Source organism: Pontibacter beigongshangensis, assembly GCF_014332515.1.
Classification (GTDB): domain Bacteria; phylum Bacteroidota; class Bacteroidia; order Cytophagales; family Hymenobacteraceae; genus Pontibacter; species Pontibacter beigongshangensis.
On record NZ_VFSD01000010.1, the window covers coordinates 144,637 to 159,828 of the forward strand.

10 protein-coding genes are annotated in these 15,192 nt (G+C 50.1%); 4 read left to right on the plus strand and 6 right to left on the minus strand.

The window, feature by feature from the left end; all coding sequences use genetic code 11:
* Positions 1–425 precede the first annotated feature (425 nt).
* The 6 genes from FJM74_RS10175 to FJM74_RS10200 all read right to left on the minus strand — a co-directional run bounded on the left by FJM74_RS10175 (position 426) and on the right by FJM74_RS10200 (position 7,411).
* Positions 426–965, minus strand: a complete 540-nt coding sequence (locus FJM74_RS10175) for a hypothetical protein (RefSeq protein WP_187262491.1) — start codon at positions 963–965, stop codon at positions 426–428.
* 84 nt (positions 966–1,049) lie between these two features.
* Entirely contained in the window at positions 1,050–1,442 is a 393-nt protein-coding gene (locus FJM74_RS10180; RefSeq protein WP_187262492.1) for a hypothetical protein, read from the minus strand.
* 487 nt (positions 1,443–1,929) lie between these two features.
* Entirely contained in the window at positions 1,930–3,054 is a 1,125-nt protein-coding gene (locus FJM74_RS10185; RefSeq protein ID WP_187262493.1) for an endo-1,4-beta-xylanase, read from the minus strand.
* A 158-nt stretch (positions 3,055–3,212) separates the two neighbouring features.
* Entirely contained in the window at positions 3,213–3,971 is a 759-nt protein-coding gene (locus FJM74_RS10190) for an SDR family NAD(P)-dependent oxidoreductase (RefSeq protein WP_187262494.1), read from the minus strand.
* Positions 3,972–4,128: 157 nt separating this feature from the next.
* On the minus strand, positions 4,129–6,297 hold the full coding sequence (locus FJM74_RS10195; RefSeq protein ID WP_187262495.1) for an alpha-glucuronidase family glycosyl hydrolase: 2,169 nt from the start codon (positions 6,295–6,297) through the stop codon (positions 4,129–4,131).
* Positions 6,298–6,382: 85 nt separating this feature from the next.
* Positions 6,383–7,411, minus strand: coding sequence for a LacI family DNA-binding transcriptional regulator (locus FJM74_RS10200; RefSeq protein WP_187262496.1), 1,029 nt, complete (start codon positions 7,409–7,411; stop codon positions 6,383–6,385).
* A gap of 773 nt (positions 7,412–8,184) precedes the next feature.
* On the opposite strand from FJM74_RS10200, the gene FJM74_RS10205 reads away from it, so the two are divergent.
* The 4 genes from FJM74_RS10205 (at position 8,185) to FJM74_RS10220 (ending at position 15,136) form a co-directional block, all read left to right on the plus strand.
* Positions 8,185–9,882: a T9SS type A sorting domain-containing protein gene (locus tag FJM74_RS10205; RefSeq protein ID WP_187262497.1), complete on the plus strand. Its 1,698-nt coding sequence runs from the start codon at positions 8,185–8,187 to the stop codon at positions 9,880–9,882.
* Between the two features lie 328 nt (positions 9,883–10,210).
* Complete coding sequence (locus tag FJM74_RS10210; RefSeq protein WP_241739056.1) at positions 10,211–11,899, plus strand: glycoside hydrolase family 43 protein; 1,689 nt, start codon at positions 10,211–10,213, stop codon at positions 11,897–11,899.
* A 162-nt stretch (positions 11,900–12,061) separates the two neighbouring features.
* Positions 12,062–13,807 carry a glycoside hydrolase family 28 protein gene (locus FJM74_RS10215; protein WP_187262498.1) on the plus strand — a complete coding sequence of 582 codons (1,746 nt, stop codon included), beginning with the start codon at positions 12,062–12,064 and terminating at the stop codon, positions 13,805–13,807.
* A 600-nt stretch (positions 13,808–14,407) separates the two neighbouring features.
* Complete coding sequence (locus tag FJM74_RS10220) at positions 14,408–15,136, plus strand: VIT1/CCC1 transporter family protein (RefSeq protein ID WP_187262499.1); 729 nt, start codon at positions 14,408–14,410, stop codon at positions 15,134–15,136.
* Positions 15,137–15,192 lie beyond the last annotated feature (56 nt).

Genomic DNA, 15,192 nt, shown 5'->3' on the forward strand with positions numbered 1-15,192 from the left:
TGCCAGGGTCAGTTAACGAAAGCTGGCTGGTATTGTGCCATCTTGCTTTTTGCTTATGCTCCTCCGTTTATTCCATTAACTGCCGGTGCAGGTAAAATTATTCTTTTTCGACCTTTTTACTTCCAAAAAGCCGTCATTGGGCAGTGCTATCTGATGGCCCCTATAATCTTTGGTGTTCCTATATTCGCTTCTGCTACAACTGCTGTTAGTGATCCACGCCTGGAGGCCAGCAAAAATCTACCTGCGCTTTCGGAGACTTAGGCGAGGACACAGCTAATTGCGTCACCAGTTATTCAGTTTGTTAGAGAGCCTGGTCTAAACGGTATTTCATCCTCCTTAGCAACTAAACTGGGCTGATGTGTTACTGCAGTTGTGAATACAGATAGTATCTTTTTCAATAAGTTAAATGGAAACCTACTTATATACTATAAGTTAGCGGATACCTTCCTGTTTATTGTAGTTTGCCAGTAAGTCGCCAGAAAAAAGTCCCTATATTCTCTAAGCCTGCTCCTATTCCATAAAATTATTAAGTATAAAACCAGAGGCAATATTGTCCAGCCAAAAACTAACATTATAAAAGTATACATACCTGAAGTCATAGCGAAAACTAATGGAGTCCAAAGTACCAAAAAACCAATGACCATATACAACGCAGTGAGGTATTGGCTGTTGTAAGGTATGATTACTCCTTCCATTCTTGCCTCTGAATTTGTTTCACCGCTTTTAAGATTCATATGGATTTCGCCCATTCCCCTGTATGGATTTAACATCTTAGGCTTCACATTAATCTTTATCATTCCATCAGAAACTGTGACTTCATCAAAATATACAGGACTACTGCTAAGAAAGCTAAAGCAGTCTCTCTTTTTGCCTTTTTCATGAGCTATAACTTCAATTATTTTATTTCTTGATTGATTTACCTCTGCTGAAAATGGCTCATTGTATCGTTTAAGAATCTTCTTCATAATTAGAAGTTACCGCTAACGGAATTAGTGCAGCCGATAGGCGAGGCGTAGCCGAGCTTAAAGGCTGAACCTGGTTGTAGATAGTCATTTTATTTTTACTTCAAGAAAATTGTTTAGTAGCCCACGTCTTCTTTTCGGAAGTATAAATTGGAGTTCTTCTTTTGAAGTAAAATTGGTTGTATCAGATTTTGAAATAATTTGCACTTCTTCAATTGAATTATGGATTTCAGTTAATTCACTTTTGGTCCAAAAACCAAAACCATAATAAATTAACACTTCTGATTTCATACCTTTAGCAATTAAAGAAAATTCAGCAGAATCTGATTCTGAAAAAAAATACCTTGAGTTCGGTTTTACTTTAACTCTGATGGTTATATCCTCTCGCATTTTGTTTTTTATAGTCAGCGTCTTTGCTGGGTCACAACTTACCAATGTGGCCGTGGTGAGTACAAATAAAAGTTTTCCTACAATTTTCATTTTGATTCTCTACAACGGTTGTATAGCAGTAATACCCCCCAACATACGCTTATCAGCACTATGTACATAGGAGGATTTGCCTTTTTGGCAGAAGATAAGAACCAAAAATGATTAGTCTCCTTCTCCCAATAAAAAAAGGATCTGTTAAGGCTTGTATTTAAGTCAAATAAACGAATTTCTCCTACAGTCAATTCGCTAAAGGCCTCACTACTTCAACAGGCGGTTACCAATTCTTCTCCGGGCTTTTCATGATCCTGAAAAGTTGGCAAACCCAGGTAAAGGTCAACTACAGCAGCAGCAGCAGCAGAAACCTCTGGAAGGGCGTTTTCATTCAAATAATCTGAATCTTCGACAGTTGCCTAATTCGCGGCAGGGCAAAAAAAGAGCCTGCCTGGTATTTACCAGACAGGCTGCTTAAGGAATATAGGGGTAGAGTAAAAAGTTAGCTTGTGTTGTGATTTAGGGTTGTGTAAGGATTTGAAAAGCTTTATTTTTTTGCCGCTGCCTTTACCACCGCATAAAAAGCGGGCTTTGGCTGATACTCCCTGTCAAAGAGCATCGGGTAGCTGGTGCGGCCTCTGATCGGCCAGTCGTTGAGCCAGGAGTCGCTGTCGGTTACGCCCCAGAAGGTAACGCGGCTGATCTTGTCTTGGTGCTTGCGGAAGAGGGCAAAAATCTCGGCGTAGCGGTCTGCCAGCTGCTGCTGCACATCGTCAGGCAGGCCATTGGTATACACGTTGTATTGCTGGTCAAACTCAAAAGTCGCGTCTATGTCTGCGCCTTGTCGGTTGCTGGGGTTCGGCAGCACGTCAATGTCCAGTTCCGTTATTACTACTTTGGCACCGGTTTTTGAGAAAGCCACAATGCTTTCTTCAATCTGCGCAATAGTAGGCGTTTTCAGGCCCCAGTGGCCCTGCATGCCAATGGCATCTACTTTTATGCCTTTCTCCTGCAGACTCTTCACCAGCTTGATGGCTCCGTCGCGCTTGGCAGGTTTCCACATGTTGTAGTCGTTGTAGTAAAGTTCTGTGGAGGGGTCGGCTTTTTTGGCGAACTCAAAGGCCCTGGCCACAAAGTCGTCGCCGATCTGCTGCTGCCATTTGCTCTGGCGCAGGGTGCCATCGTCGTTCAGGGCTTCGTTTACCACATCCCAACCATGGATTTTGCCTTTGTAGCGGCCGGCCACTGCGTTTATGTGCTCCTCCATGCGCTGCAGCAGTACCTCCCGGCTGGCCGGCTGGCCTTCATTGTCTTCAAATACCCATTTCGGTGTTTGCTGATGCCATACCAGGGCGTGGCCCACCACAAACATCTTATGCTTCTGGCCAAGCGCCACAAAATCGTCGGCAGGCTTAAAGTTGTAGCTGTCTGGCCGTGGGTGCACGCTCTCCCACTTCAGCAGGTTTTCAGGGCTGATGGTATTGAAGTGCTTCCCGATAATGGCTTCTGCCTTGGGGTCTCTGCCACTCACCTGGTTCAGGTTCAAAGCGGCCCCAATATAAAAGTCTTTTTTGTACAAATCTTTAAGTACGGCATCGCCTTTCTGTGTACTGCTGATACAGGCCATTGCCAGGAAAGCCGTAAGCCAGATACTTGTTTTTTTCGGTTTCATTGATAGTTTCTTTAACGTTTTGAACTGGTGAGGGGCAGCAAGCTAAAGCCGGAATTATTCCAATCAAAACGGCCCTCCGGAGGTTCTGCTGCTTGCTAACAGATCGGTTGCGCGAGGTATGCAGCCTTACTTGGTCTCCTCACCCGATAACCGAAAAATTAAAATCCGATGGAGTTGCCGCCGTCTATCGGCAATACCGTGCCGGTTACATACTTGGCCGCATCGGTGGCATAAAAGTAAACAGCCTCTGCCACGTCGGCTGGTGCGCCCAGCCGGCCCATCGGTGTTCTGGACAGCACTTTATTTTTACGCTCCGGGTCGTTGTCGAGCGCCTTCGCCGACATGTCGGTGGCAATAAAGCCGGGCGCGATGCAGTTTACCCGGATGCCGAGCGGCGACAATTCTACGGCCATGGCTTTGGTCATGCCCTCTATGCCTGATTTGGCAGCTGTATAGGCAATTACCTTCGGAATACCATATTGGGCGGCCATCGAGCTGATGTTCACGATGCAACCCTGCTCTTGTGGCAGCATTACCTTTACCACCTCCCGGCTCAGGGCAAAAACAGCTGTCACGTTCGTGAGGAGCACTTTCTGAAAATCTTCGTCAGTTACCTCCACAAAAGGTTTTTTCATGTTCACGCCGGCATTGTTCACCAGAATATCGATGCGGCCGAACTCAGCTGCAATTTCTTTTACCAGCCCCGGAATGCCATCCAAGTTGCTCAGGTCGAAGGAAATGCTGGTCACCATCTCGCCAAATGCTTCTCTGGCTCGCTGGAGCTTCTGCTCGTCTCGCCCTATAATGATGGTCCGGATATTGTTCCGGACAAATTTTTCGACAATAGCATACCCTAAACCTGAGCCACCACCGGTGACAATAGCAATTTTAGGTGCTGCAGAAGTATCCTGGTTCATATGTAATAAATTAATTATACTCTTGGCTGTTTTGGCTGTTGATTGTTGGTCGTCAAACTATGGAATTGTTGAATTGTTCATTAGGGATTAACCTCTTTACTCTTACTTTCTACCTCTAAGCTCATTCACTCACTCATTCAATCATTCAAAATTCCTTCTAAATCCCCGGAACAAATTTGGGATCCAGGTTCATGTAGTACTCCAGGGTTTCGGCTGGTTTTTCCAAATCGGATGGGATGGGTCTTTTGGAGAACGTCTGGAAGTACAGCAGGCAGGCGTCGCGCCACCATTTGGCTTCCTGCTCCTGGATCTTCAGCAGCGACTGTACGTGTGCAAATCGTTCTTCGTCTACCTTGCCTTCTAAGGATGCCCAGGTGGATTGCATTTGCCGCACCTGGTCCACGCCTTCGGAGTAGCGGTAGCAGAGCTCGTTCCAGAGGGTCCGGCCTGATTTTAGCTTATGGTCCCACTTTACATGGTGGAACCAGAGCAGGAACTCCTCAGGGCAGGTTTTGATGTTGCCGAACTGCTTCTGCACCGGCGGTGCGTATTGGGCCAGCGCATTGCTGCCGGTTTTGGTGCGGTCGAAGCCTATTCCTTGTTCATCGGCGCGGTGGTAGTACACAGAGGTCCAGTCGGCGCGGTGCTTGTCTTTGATCCAGGGGCCGGGGCCGTAGTGGTGCGACCAGCCCATGATGTGGTGCAGGCCCAGCGGCGTCATATAATTCACCACGGCCTCGCGCGAGGTCATCATCATGTTCTGAACCGGCATGACAACGTTGGCATTGGAAGTAAAAGTCATTTTAATCCACTCGGCGGCGATCTCCTCAGAGCTTAACTGGTGGTTCCAGGCAAGGCGGCCAAAGGTGTACCAGTTCGATTGCCCGAACAAATGGCCGGTCCAGTTGCGGTCTGTGCCGATGTTGGCAACGCCGGCTATGCCCGTCAGCTGGTGTTTGTCTAGGGTGCCGTCTATTACCTTGGCGACGGTAGAGCCCTTGCCTTTGGCGTGGGTGTCGGCTTCCAGGGTTTCCTGGAACATGGGGGCCAGGTACGCCAGGTTGGTGCCTTGGCCGAGGTATTCCTGTGTGATCTGGAACTCCATCATGATCGGTGTTTTAGGCATGGCGCCAAACAGCGGGTGGAAAGGCTCCCGTGGCTGAAAGTCGATAGCGCCGTTCTTCACCTGCACCATCACGTTTTTCCGGAACGTGCCATCCAGCGGCTTGAACTCCGTATACGCTTGTTTTGCCCGATCGTCCGGCTCCTTGTCGTCGTACACAAAGGCGCGCCACATCACAATGCCGCCCTGTGGTGCCACTGCATCTGCGAGCATGTTGGCCCCGTCGGCATGGTTGCGGCCGTAGTTCTGCGGCCCCGGCTGCCCCTCCGAGTTGGCCTTCACCAGAAAGCCGCCAAAATCGGGTACGTGGCTGTAAATTTCTGCTGCCTTGTCTTTCCACCATTGCTGCACCGTTGGCTCGTGCGGGTCTGCGGTTTTGAGGCCGCCAATCTCTATGGGGGCGCTGAAGCGGGCCGTGAGGTATACTTTAATGCCGTAGGGCCGGAAAGCATCTGCCAGGGCAGCCACTTTTACGAGGTACTCTTTGGTAAGTACCAGGGCATTGGCATTTACATTGGTGAGCACCGTGCCGTTAATGCCGATAGAGGCATTGGCCCGGGCATAGTCGAGGTAGCGCTGGTCTATGTAGCCCGGCAGTCGGTGCCAGTCCCAGAGAGAGAAGCCGGCGTAGCCACGCTCCACGGTGCGGTCCAGGTTATCCCAGTGGTTGAGCACACGGTGCTGAATTTTAGGGGCGCTGCTTACAGCGAGTTTCGTGATGTCCTGCGAAGACTGTAGCAGCCTCAGGAAATGGAACGTGCCGTACAACACGCCAATGTCGGTGTTGGCAGCAATCACGTGGCTGTTGCGGCCATTGAGCTGGGTTGTCAGGATCAGGTAGCCTTCATCGCCTGCAGCTTTCAGTTTATCGCCGAGTTGCAATTGGGCAACCAGTGGAGAGCTGGCAGGCGTGCCGGCAATAAGGGTGCCTGCTTTGGTAGCTTTCTGGCCGAAGGGTACCTCCTGGCCAAGAAGTCCCCGGAGGCCCTGTGCCAGCTCGCGCTTTGCAATGGCCAAGGTCGGCGAATTCCCCTCTAGTATAACTTCTGTAACCTGCTGCCTGTACTGCTGCAGCCTGCTTGCGTCCTGCACCTTGTCGTAGCGGAGCCAGAGCCTGTAGCCGTCCTCGGCCTGCACGGGTAAGCCTGTGCCCAGCAGGAGCATCAGGAGCACAATAAGGGTGGGAGTGGTTTTTCGGATCATATAGTTGATTTACAAAGCGCAGCCGGGAGTGGCGGCTGGTGTTATGCTAAAGAAAACAAACATTTGTTTCGGAGATAAACTGGCACTATTCTATTTTGCTTCTTAAGGAAGATCCTCTTATGATTAATTCGGACCGGAGCGTGATGGTATTGGTGATGATGATATCGGATAAGCCGTTGAGGTGGTGGATCAGGCTGCGTACCGCCACTTCGCCCATTTCGTAGCCGGGATAGTTTACCGTAGTCAGGTTTGGCTCGATAACCCTGGAAACCGGGTCGTTGTTAAACCCGACCACGGCCATATCATCCGGAATCAGGATGCCGGCTTTCTGCAGTTCCTTCATACAACTGACGGCTGCCGTGTCGTTTGAGGCAAATATGCCATCCGGGCGCGGGTCCATCTGCAGGATCTGCTGAGCCGCCTCTACGCCAGCTTCCTCGCTCAGGTTCGTGATCAGAACAAAAGACTCGTCGAAGGGCAGGTTATTGTCGATCAGGGCGTATTTGTAGCCCTTCAGCCTGTCGGCATACACGTTGCGCTTTTGGTCGGCTGTGATGTGCACGATGCGCTTGCAGCCTTGTTTGGCCAGGTGGCTGGTAGCTTTGTAGGCGGCCTGCAGGTTGTCGATTACGATGCTGGTGCACTGGTTATGCTCAATTACGCGGTCATAAAATATAACTGGGGTGCCTTTGCTGATAAATGGCTGGAAATGTTCTATATTGTCTGTTTCGTAGGCCAGCGACACGAGCAGTCCGTCTACCCGGCTGTCGAACATGGTGCGGGCGTTAGTGATCTCCTTCTGCATCGTCTCCAGCGACTGGGTGATGATCAGGTTATAGTCGGCGTTGTTGGCTTCTTTTTCCATGCCTGCCATTACTGAAGACATGAAAGGGCTGTTGAGCCGCGGCACGATCACTCCGATGGTATGGGTGCGCTGCTTGCGCAGGTTGCTGGCAAAGATATTGGAGCGGTATCCCATCTGCACGGCCACATCGCAAATCTTCTGCTTGGTGTTCTTGTTGACTGCAGGATGATCGTTGAGTGCACGGCTCACGGTGGTAGGGGAGAGGTCGAGCTCCCTGGCTATATCGTAAATGGTTATATCCTTGTCCATAAGCGAAAATTTAGTCGACTTGTTGTTGCAATCGGTTGCAATATAAAAAAATCATTTAAGTTGCCCTATCATTTTTAAATAAAACTATTGGTTGAGGCAATTTTTTGTCTGCTCCACATTGCATAAAAATGCCCGTCAGAATTTTGTTTTTGCTCAGGCGTGTTGGCTGGCAATGGGAGCGCAGGCTGGTCGGTCGGGCGTTGGAGTATAAAACATTTGCTGATAAACCCGACGTTCCATTATAAGTAAAGGAATCGATTGCGCAGTCAGGCGCTTCAGGGGGTAGACAGAGTTTCTTAAGGCAGCACCTTGCAGTACGGCAGGCAAATTATTTGAATGAAAAAGGCCCTCCGGAGCAGTGTCTGCTGCTGCTGCCTTTGCGGTCTGAATAAAATAGCGGTGCGTGGTGCCATGGCTGCACTGTTCCTACTGCTGTTGCAGCATGTTCCAGTCAATTTCAGTTCCGGGAGTAGTTGCCTGCTGAACCGCCGGATTGCGGTTAAAGAAAATTATGTGACCTTACGCAAACTAGGATCAGGGCAGGGTAACCTAGAAAATCGGAAAAAACAAATATTAGCATTTAACTGCTAACTATCGTTTGTGAAAATGGATTTATCTTAGTAATATGCAATCGTTTGCGCAGCCTGGCCGGGTTTTGCCCCTCTTTTTGTGCTGTAGTAGGTGGTGGCTGGTTTTTGTCTTCCCTTGTCTACAGGGCCGGGAAATACCTGCTTAGCTGCCCGATATGTTTTATTTATACCCTTTCTGAATTTATGAAGATAATTTTTACAAAGTTACGCCGGGTGCTGTTGGTGCTTCTGATGCTGGGATTTGCAACGGCGGAGGCGCAGCAACTGGCGTTTCCGGGGGCAGAGGGCTTCGGTCGCTTCACTACGGGCGGACGGGGCGGCAAAGTGATGAAGGTGACCAACCTGAATGACTCCGGCCCGGGAAGTCTGCGGGCAGCTATTATGGAGGCAGGTGCCAGAACGATTGTCTTCACGGTCTCGGGGAATATTAAATTAACCAGCAGACTCAATATTACGAATGGTAACCTGACGATAGCCGGGCAGACCGCTCCCGGAGACGGTATCACGCTTCAGAACTATGAGATGGTGATCGGTGCGGACAACGTAATTATCCGGTACCTCCGTTTCAGGATGGGCGACCTTACCGGCAACCAGCAAGATGCCATTTGGGGGAGATATCAAAAAAATATTATCATCGACCATTGCTCCATGAGCTGGTCCATAGACGAATGTTCGTCTTTTTACGCCAACCAGAACTTTACCATGCAGTGGTGTTTGCTAAGCGAAAGCCTTAACAGGTCAGCCCATGATAAAAACGATCACGGCTACGGCGGCATCTGGGGTGGCGACAAAGCCACTTTCCACCACAACCTGCTGGCGCACCACAACAGCCGAAACCCCAGGTTTAACGGTTACCGTTCCGGTGTCAGCAATGGTAAATATCCGAACGAACATGTAGACTACCGCAATAACGTGGTCTATAACTGGCTTGGCAATAGCTCTTATGGCGGGGAGAACGGTAACTATAACATCGTTAACAATTATTATAAGCCAGGTCCGGCAACTCCTTCCAGCAGAAACAAGCGCATTATGCAGATATCATTTGAAAGTAATGCCTCTCTTGGTGTTGGGTACGGGAAGTTCTTTATTGATGGAAACTATGTGGCAGGCAATCCTACCGTTACGGCTGACAATTGGAATGGTGGGGTGGATTACGACAGTAAAGTTCCAGCTGCTGCACGACCAAGCGGGGTGAAGCTAACTGAACCGATTGCCTACGAGATGGAAACGCAGCATACTGCCCAGCAAGCCTACGAGGCCGTGCTGGAAAAAGTAGGTGCCAGCCTGAAACGCGATGCCGTAGATGTGCGGGTAATAGAAGAAGTGCGAACAGGCACAGCTACTTTTACCGGCTCTAGAACGGGGTACAAGGGTATTCTAGACTCCCAGACCGATGTTGGTAGCTGGCCGGAACTGGCATCTTTGCCTGCCCCGGCAGATGCTGACAACGACGGTATGCCGGATGCCTGGGAACTGGCGCAAGGCCTGGACCCGAACAATGCAAACGATCGTAACACGGTGGGCCAGGATGGTTACACGAACCTGGAGGTGTATCTGGACTGGCTCATCGAGGAGGGAATTACCACCAGCAGCAGTGTAGAAAAAGCCGCTCTGGAAACGGCCGCTTACCCAAATCCATTCTCTGACAAGATCACCTTCACTTTCGACACAAAGCAGAAAGAGCACGTGAGGGTAACCATACTGGACCTGTCTGGTAAAGTGGTAGCCACTTTACTGGATGACCAGCTTCGTCCGGGAGCTTATGAGGTGGTATGGGCCGGCACCGATAGCAAAGGCAGGCGCCTGACAAGCGGCATGTACCTCTACTCGCTGCAGATCGGCAAGGAGCAGACCGTGAAGCGGGTTGCGCTTATCAGGTAGTAAAGAGAACTCCGATCCCCTTGTGCAATGTGAGGCATTGAGTGTTGAGTTAATAGCAGATTATTCGAATGAAAATGGCCTTCCGGAGGCAAAAAAGAGACCAAAGCCAAAGGATGCAAGACTCTAAATTAGTTACGTGTTAATTTGTGTTTACCATTTACCTCCGAGTTTTCAAGTCAACCATGTAGCCATTTTACAATCGACAATTAACAAACAGCAATTATTCCAATGAAAAAGCCCTTCCGGAAGCAATCCTGCTGCAGCTTTAAATAAACAGTATCAGTAGCTTATTTTTATTTAATTAGATTCATCAACCAAAAAAAGAATAATGCGCCCTAACAAGTACCTGGCTTTCAGTTTACTGCTCATGCTCGGTTGCACCAACGAGCAACTCTTTACCCGATCGTCCACCAACAAAGCCCCTGCAGTCGATAAAGCTGTCGCTTCTCCTACCGGGGAGGTGTCGCAGGTGTGGGTGGCAGACGGGGGCAGAGGCTCCTACAAAAACCCGATTCTATATGCCGATTACTCCGACCCGGATGTTTGCCGGGTAGGAGAGGACTATTACATGACCTCTTCGAGCTTTAATGCCGTTCCGGGTCTACAGATCCTGCACTCAAAAGACCTGGTGAACTGGAATTTAATCGGTTACGCCCTGGACCGCCTGCCGCCTTACGACCACTTTGCTAAGCCGCAGCATGGCAACGGGGTGTGGGCACCTGCTATTCGCTATCACGAGGGCGAGTTTTATATTTACTGGGGCGACCCGGATTTCGGTATTTACATGGTGAAAACCAAAGACCCGGCAGGCCGCTGGGAAAAGCCGGTTCTGGTGAAAGAGGGAAAAGGCCTGATAGACTCGTGCCCTTTCTGGGACGATGACGGGCAGGCCTACCTCGTGCATGGCTGGGCAGGCAGCAGAGCCGGCATCAAGAGCATCCTGACTTTAAACAGAATGAACCCCGAAGGCACCGAAGTGCTCGACGAAGGGGTGCTGGTATTCGACGGGCACGACAGTCACCCTACTGTGGAAGGACCCAAAATGCATAAACGCAACGATTACTACTATATATTTGCCCCTGCCGGTGGAGTTTCTACAGGCTGGCAGCTGGTGTTGCGATCCAAAAACGTTTACGGACCTTACGAAGAGAAGATCGTGATGGATCAGGGCAATACCCCCGTTAACGGACCGCACCAGGGCGCCTGGGTAGATACGCCCAATGGCAAAGAAGACTGGTTTGTGCACTTCCAGGATGTGGAGGCCTATGGCCGTATTGTGCACCTGCAGCCGATGCAATGGAAAAACGACTGGCCCGTGATTGGTGAGGACTTAGACCGTGACGGCAAGGGCCAGCCCGTGATGACGCACCGGAAGCCAGCTGTGGGCAAAAACCATCCGATCTCGACTCCGAAGGAATCGGATGAGTTTGACGACCATAAACTGGGGTTGCAGTGGCAGTGGCATGCTAACCCGAAAGCTACGTGGGCTTTTCTGAATCCGGCCAAAGGGCAGCTGCGCCTGTTCACAGACCAGTTGCCGGAGAGCTACAAGAACTTCTGGGATGTGCCGAACCTGCTGCTGCAGAAGTTTCCGGCCGAGACTTTCACAGCCACCACCAAACTGAAGTTTACACCTAACGAGAAACTGCAGAACGAGCGCACCGGCCTGATAGTGATGGGCGACAGCTATGCGCATATTTCGCTGGTAAGTAAAACCGACGGTCTGTACCTGGCTTATACCAAAGGCGAAAAAGCAGAGAAAGGCACTCCTGATAAAGAGGAATTGCTGGGCAAACTGAACGGGAACGAAGTTTATTTCCGGGTGAAGGTGGATAAGGGTGGCATCTGCCAGTTCAGCTACAGCGAAAACGGAGCCCAGTTTAAAGAAGTGGGAACACCGCTCACCGCCATGCCGGGCAAATGGATTGGCGCCAAAGTAGGCGTGTTTGCTGTGCGCCAGGATAAAATAAACGACTCCGGATTTGCTGATTACGACTGGTTCAGAATTACGCCCTGAGGTTAAATGAATGAATGATTGAGTGAATTTTGAATGAGTGAATGAGTGAGTTGAAAGTTAAAAAGTTAGAGAGTTAGAGTTTAACCCTAAAGAACAATTCAATAATTCAACAAAAAACAGCCAGCAACCAACAACAAAAAAGCCATTAGTATATTAAATCATATGAGACCCAGAAAAACATTAACCAGCCGACTGGCAATTTGCATGGGAGTAGCAGGCCTTCTGTTCTCGTCGTGCCAATCTCAAACAGGTGCTTCCACAGTTGGAGCCGCAGGCTCTGCCAAAGCAGCCACCGCCGAGCACTTCGACATTTACGAAGGCGTGGAATTCGACATGCCCAAGGTAAAAGAAACATCTTTCCCCGATTACAGCGTCAGCATAACTGACTTTGGCGCGGTGGGCGATGGCCTTACCAAAAACACCAAGGCTTTTGAGCAGGCCATTGAGGCGGTGGCAGCAAAAGGAGGCGGTAAAGTAGTAATTCCGCGCGGCATGTGGCTAACGGGCCCCATCGTACTGAAAAGCAATATCAACCTGCATGCAGAGGCCGGTTCGCTGGTGCTCTTCAGCAAAGATTTTGATGACTACCCACTCGTAGCAACAAGTTTCGAAGGGCTGAACACCGTTCGCTGCCAGTCGCCGATCTCTGGCGTGAACCTGGAGAACATTGCGATTACCGGCACTGGTACCTTTGATGGGAATGGCCAGGCCTGGCGACCTGTGAAGAAAGGCAAAATGACAGAAGGGCAGTGGAATAACCTCCTTAAGTCGGGCGGCGTGCTAAGCGACGACGGGAGAATTTGGTTCCCTACCCAGAAGGTGAAGAAAGGCTACACCAGCACAACGAATTTCAATGTTCCGGATTTTACGGATAAAAGCCAGTTTGAATCTATTAAAGATTTTCTGCGCCCGGTACTGTTGAGCCTGGTTGGCTGTAAGACTGTATTGCTCGACGGTCCTACTTTCCAGAACTCTCCTGCCTGGAACCTGCACCCCAACATGTGCGAAGATATTATTCTGCGTAACCTGAACGTGCGCAACCCCTGGTACTCCCAGAACGGCGATGGCCTGGACCTGGAGTCCTGCAAAAATGCGCTGGTGTACAACAACTCCTTCGATGTGGGCGACGACGCCATCTGCTTTAAGTCGGGCAAAGACAAGGACGGCCGTGACCGTGGCATGCCTACCGAGAATGTGATCGTGAAGAACAACGTGGTGTACCATGGCCATGGCGGCTTTGTGGTGGGCAGCGAGATGTCGGGCGGCGTAAGGAACGTGCACGTATCTAACTGCACCTTTATGGGCACCGACATCGGCCTGCGCTTTAAGAGCACACGCGGCCGAGGCGGCCTGGTAGAGAACATCTACATCTCCAACATCGACATGATCAACATCCCGACCCAGGCCATCAGTTTTAACCTTTTCTACGGCGGCAACTCCCCCACCATGGACGAGGCAGAGAGAGGCAGCGGCGAGGTGAAGGCAGCCCCCAAAGTGCCCGTTACGGAAGAGACGCCTTCGTTTAAGAATATCTACATGAAAGACATCCGTGTGTCTGGTGCCAACCAGGCGCTGGCCCTGCAAGGTCTGCCAGAGATGAACCTGCAGAACGTGCGCCTGGAGAATGCCGTGCTGAAAGCCAAAAAAGGAATAACGGCGGTAGATTCTGATGGCATTGAGCTGAAGAACGTGCAGGTAATTACGGAGGAAGGTCCGGCAATCACTATTTTCAACACGAAAAACATGAAAGTAAGCGGCCTGACCTATAACGAGACAAAGGAACCGGTTGTGAAGGTGCTGGGACCGCTTACGCAGAATGTGCAGTTCGACGCCAAAGATTTTAAAGATATGTCGAAGCAGGTGACTAAAGGCAAGGACCTTAACAACAATGCCCTGACGATGCAATAGCACATTGCCGCAGCTTATTCGCTGCAGTGAATTGACCTTAACTTTTTGCCAGAATTAATGCAAGCTCAGACCAGGCCAGCCAAACGGCTGCCTTGGTCTGAGCTTTTTTTATGGGAGAAGCTCACTACTTGTATTCGGGTAAAATCTGTTGGATAGAGCAGCAGCAGAAATTATCTCCGGAGGGCCTTTTTGATTAGAATAATCCGTAGGACCAGATTTTTTATTGCTTCTTAAACTGGCCCGACAATACTCCGTTGACCGTACGCAGCCCAAAACCAGCCTGGTTGTGCAGCGGCAGTGGCAGCAGCTCTAAAAGCCTCCGGAGGCCGGGTTTTATTTACATAATCTGGCTTTTCGGTTATACCCCTAACCATCGCAATGTCTGCCTGCTCCTTTTCAGCATCTCACACCGCCTGGTACGAGAAAAGCAGGATTAATTAGTGGGCGGGCGCCCGGACCGTGAGATTTGCCTGACGCTTGTGCCTCACCCAGAAATTGCTTAAGTTGACATAAAGCCGCACCAGGTCAGCTGTGCTGACAAAAGTTTGCCCGGAACAGGCTAATGAGTTTCGCAGTCATGATAAACCAGCACATAGAGTTATGGAAGAAGACAGTTTACACGCCAGAAATAAGTTTCTCTTTTTCAATAAGGCATACATTGCGGAGTTTGTGTATGGCGGCATAGATGGGGCCATCACCACGTTTGCGGTGGTAGCAGGTGCCGAGGGTGCCAGCCTGGGTATTTCGGTGGTGATTATCCTGGGCCTGGCCAACCTGATTGCCGATGGCTTTTCGATGTCGGTTGGCAATTTTTTCTCTACCAAAGCAGCCAGAGACAATTTCGACAACACCAAGGCCACCGAGTATTGGGAAGTAGAGAATATGAGGGAGCAGGAAGTGGAGGAGATCCGGTCCATTTACGTTGCCAAAGGTTTTACCGGCGATCTGCTGGAGCAGGTGGTGGCGGTGATCACCTCCAACAAAGAGGTGTGGGTCGATACCATGATGAAAGAGGAACTGGAAATGACACAGGACGACAGGACCCCGGTTAAAACCGCTTCCGTCACGTTTTTCAGTTTTGTGCTGGTTGGCTCCATCCCGTTGCTGTCCTACATCTTTACGGCCGGATCAGACTCGCCTAACCAAACAGACCTGTTTCTCTATTCCAGTCTGCTGACTGGTACAGCGCTGGCCATTGTGGGGAGCCTGAAGAGCGTCGCCACCAAGAAGAACGTTGTGGCCGGCATAGCCGAAACGCTGCTGCTGGGTGGGCTTGCTGCCGTGCTGGCTTATTTTGTGGGCGATGTGCTGGAAAGAATTCTACTGTAGGATTTCAGAAATACCCGGAAGGCTGTGAACACGTGTTGGCCCTCAAAATAAACTTA

Bases quoted from the DNA above. Each gene is read 5' to 3' on its own strand.
- FJM74_RS10175 (WP_187262491.1), bottom strand. From the start codon at position 965: ATGAAGAAGATTCTTAAACGATACAATGAGCCATTTTCAGCAGAGGTA.
- FJM74_RS10180 (WP_187262492.1), bottom strand. From the start codon at position 1,442: ATGAAAATTGTAGGAAAACTTTTATTTGTACTCACCACGGCCACATTG.
- FJM74_RS10185 (WP_187262493.1), bottom strand. From the start codon at position 3,054: ATGAAACCGAAAAAAACAAGTATCTGGCTTACGGCTTTCCTGGCAATG.
- FJM74_RS10190 (WP_187262494.1), bottom strand. From the start codon at position 3,971: ATGAACCAGGATACTTCTGCAGCACCTAAAATTGCTATTGTCACCGGT.
- FJM74_RS10195 (WP_187262495.1), bottom strand. From the start codon at position 6,297: ATGATCCGAAAAACCACTCCCACCCTTATTGTGCTCCTGATGCTCCTG.
- FJM74_RS10200 (WP_187262496.1), bottom strand. From the start codon at position 7,411: ATGGACAAGGATATAACCATTTACGATATAGCCAGGGAGCTCGACCTC.
- FJM74_RS10205 (WP_187262497.1), top strand. From the start codon at position 8,185: ATGAAGATAATTTTTACAAAGTTACGCCGGGTGCTGTTGGTGCTTCTG.
- FJM74_RS10210 (WP_241739056.1), top strand. From the start codon at position 10,211: ATGCGCCCTAACAAGTACCTGGCTTTCAGTTTACTGCTCATGCTCGGT.
- FJM74_RS10215 (WP_187262498.1), top strand. From the start codon at position 12,062: ATGAGACCCAGAAAAACATTAACCAGCCGACTGGCAATTTGCATGGGA.
- FJM74_RS10220 (WP_187262499.1), top strand. From the start codon at position 14,408: ATGGAAGAAGACAGTTTACACGCCAGAAATAAGTTTCTCTTTTTCAAT.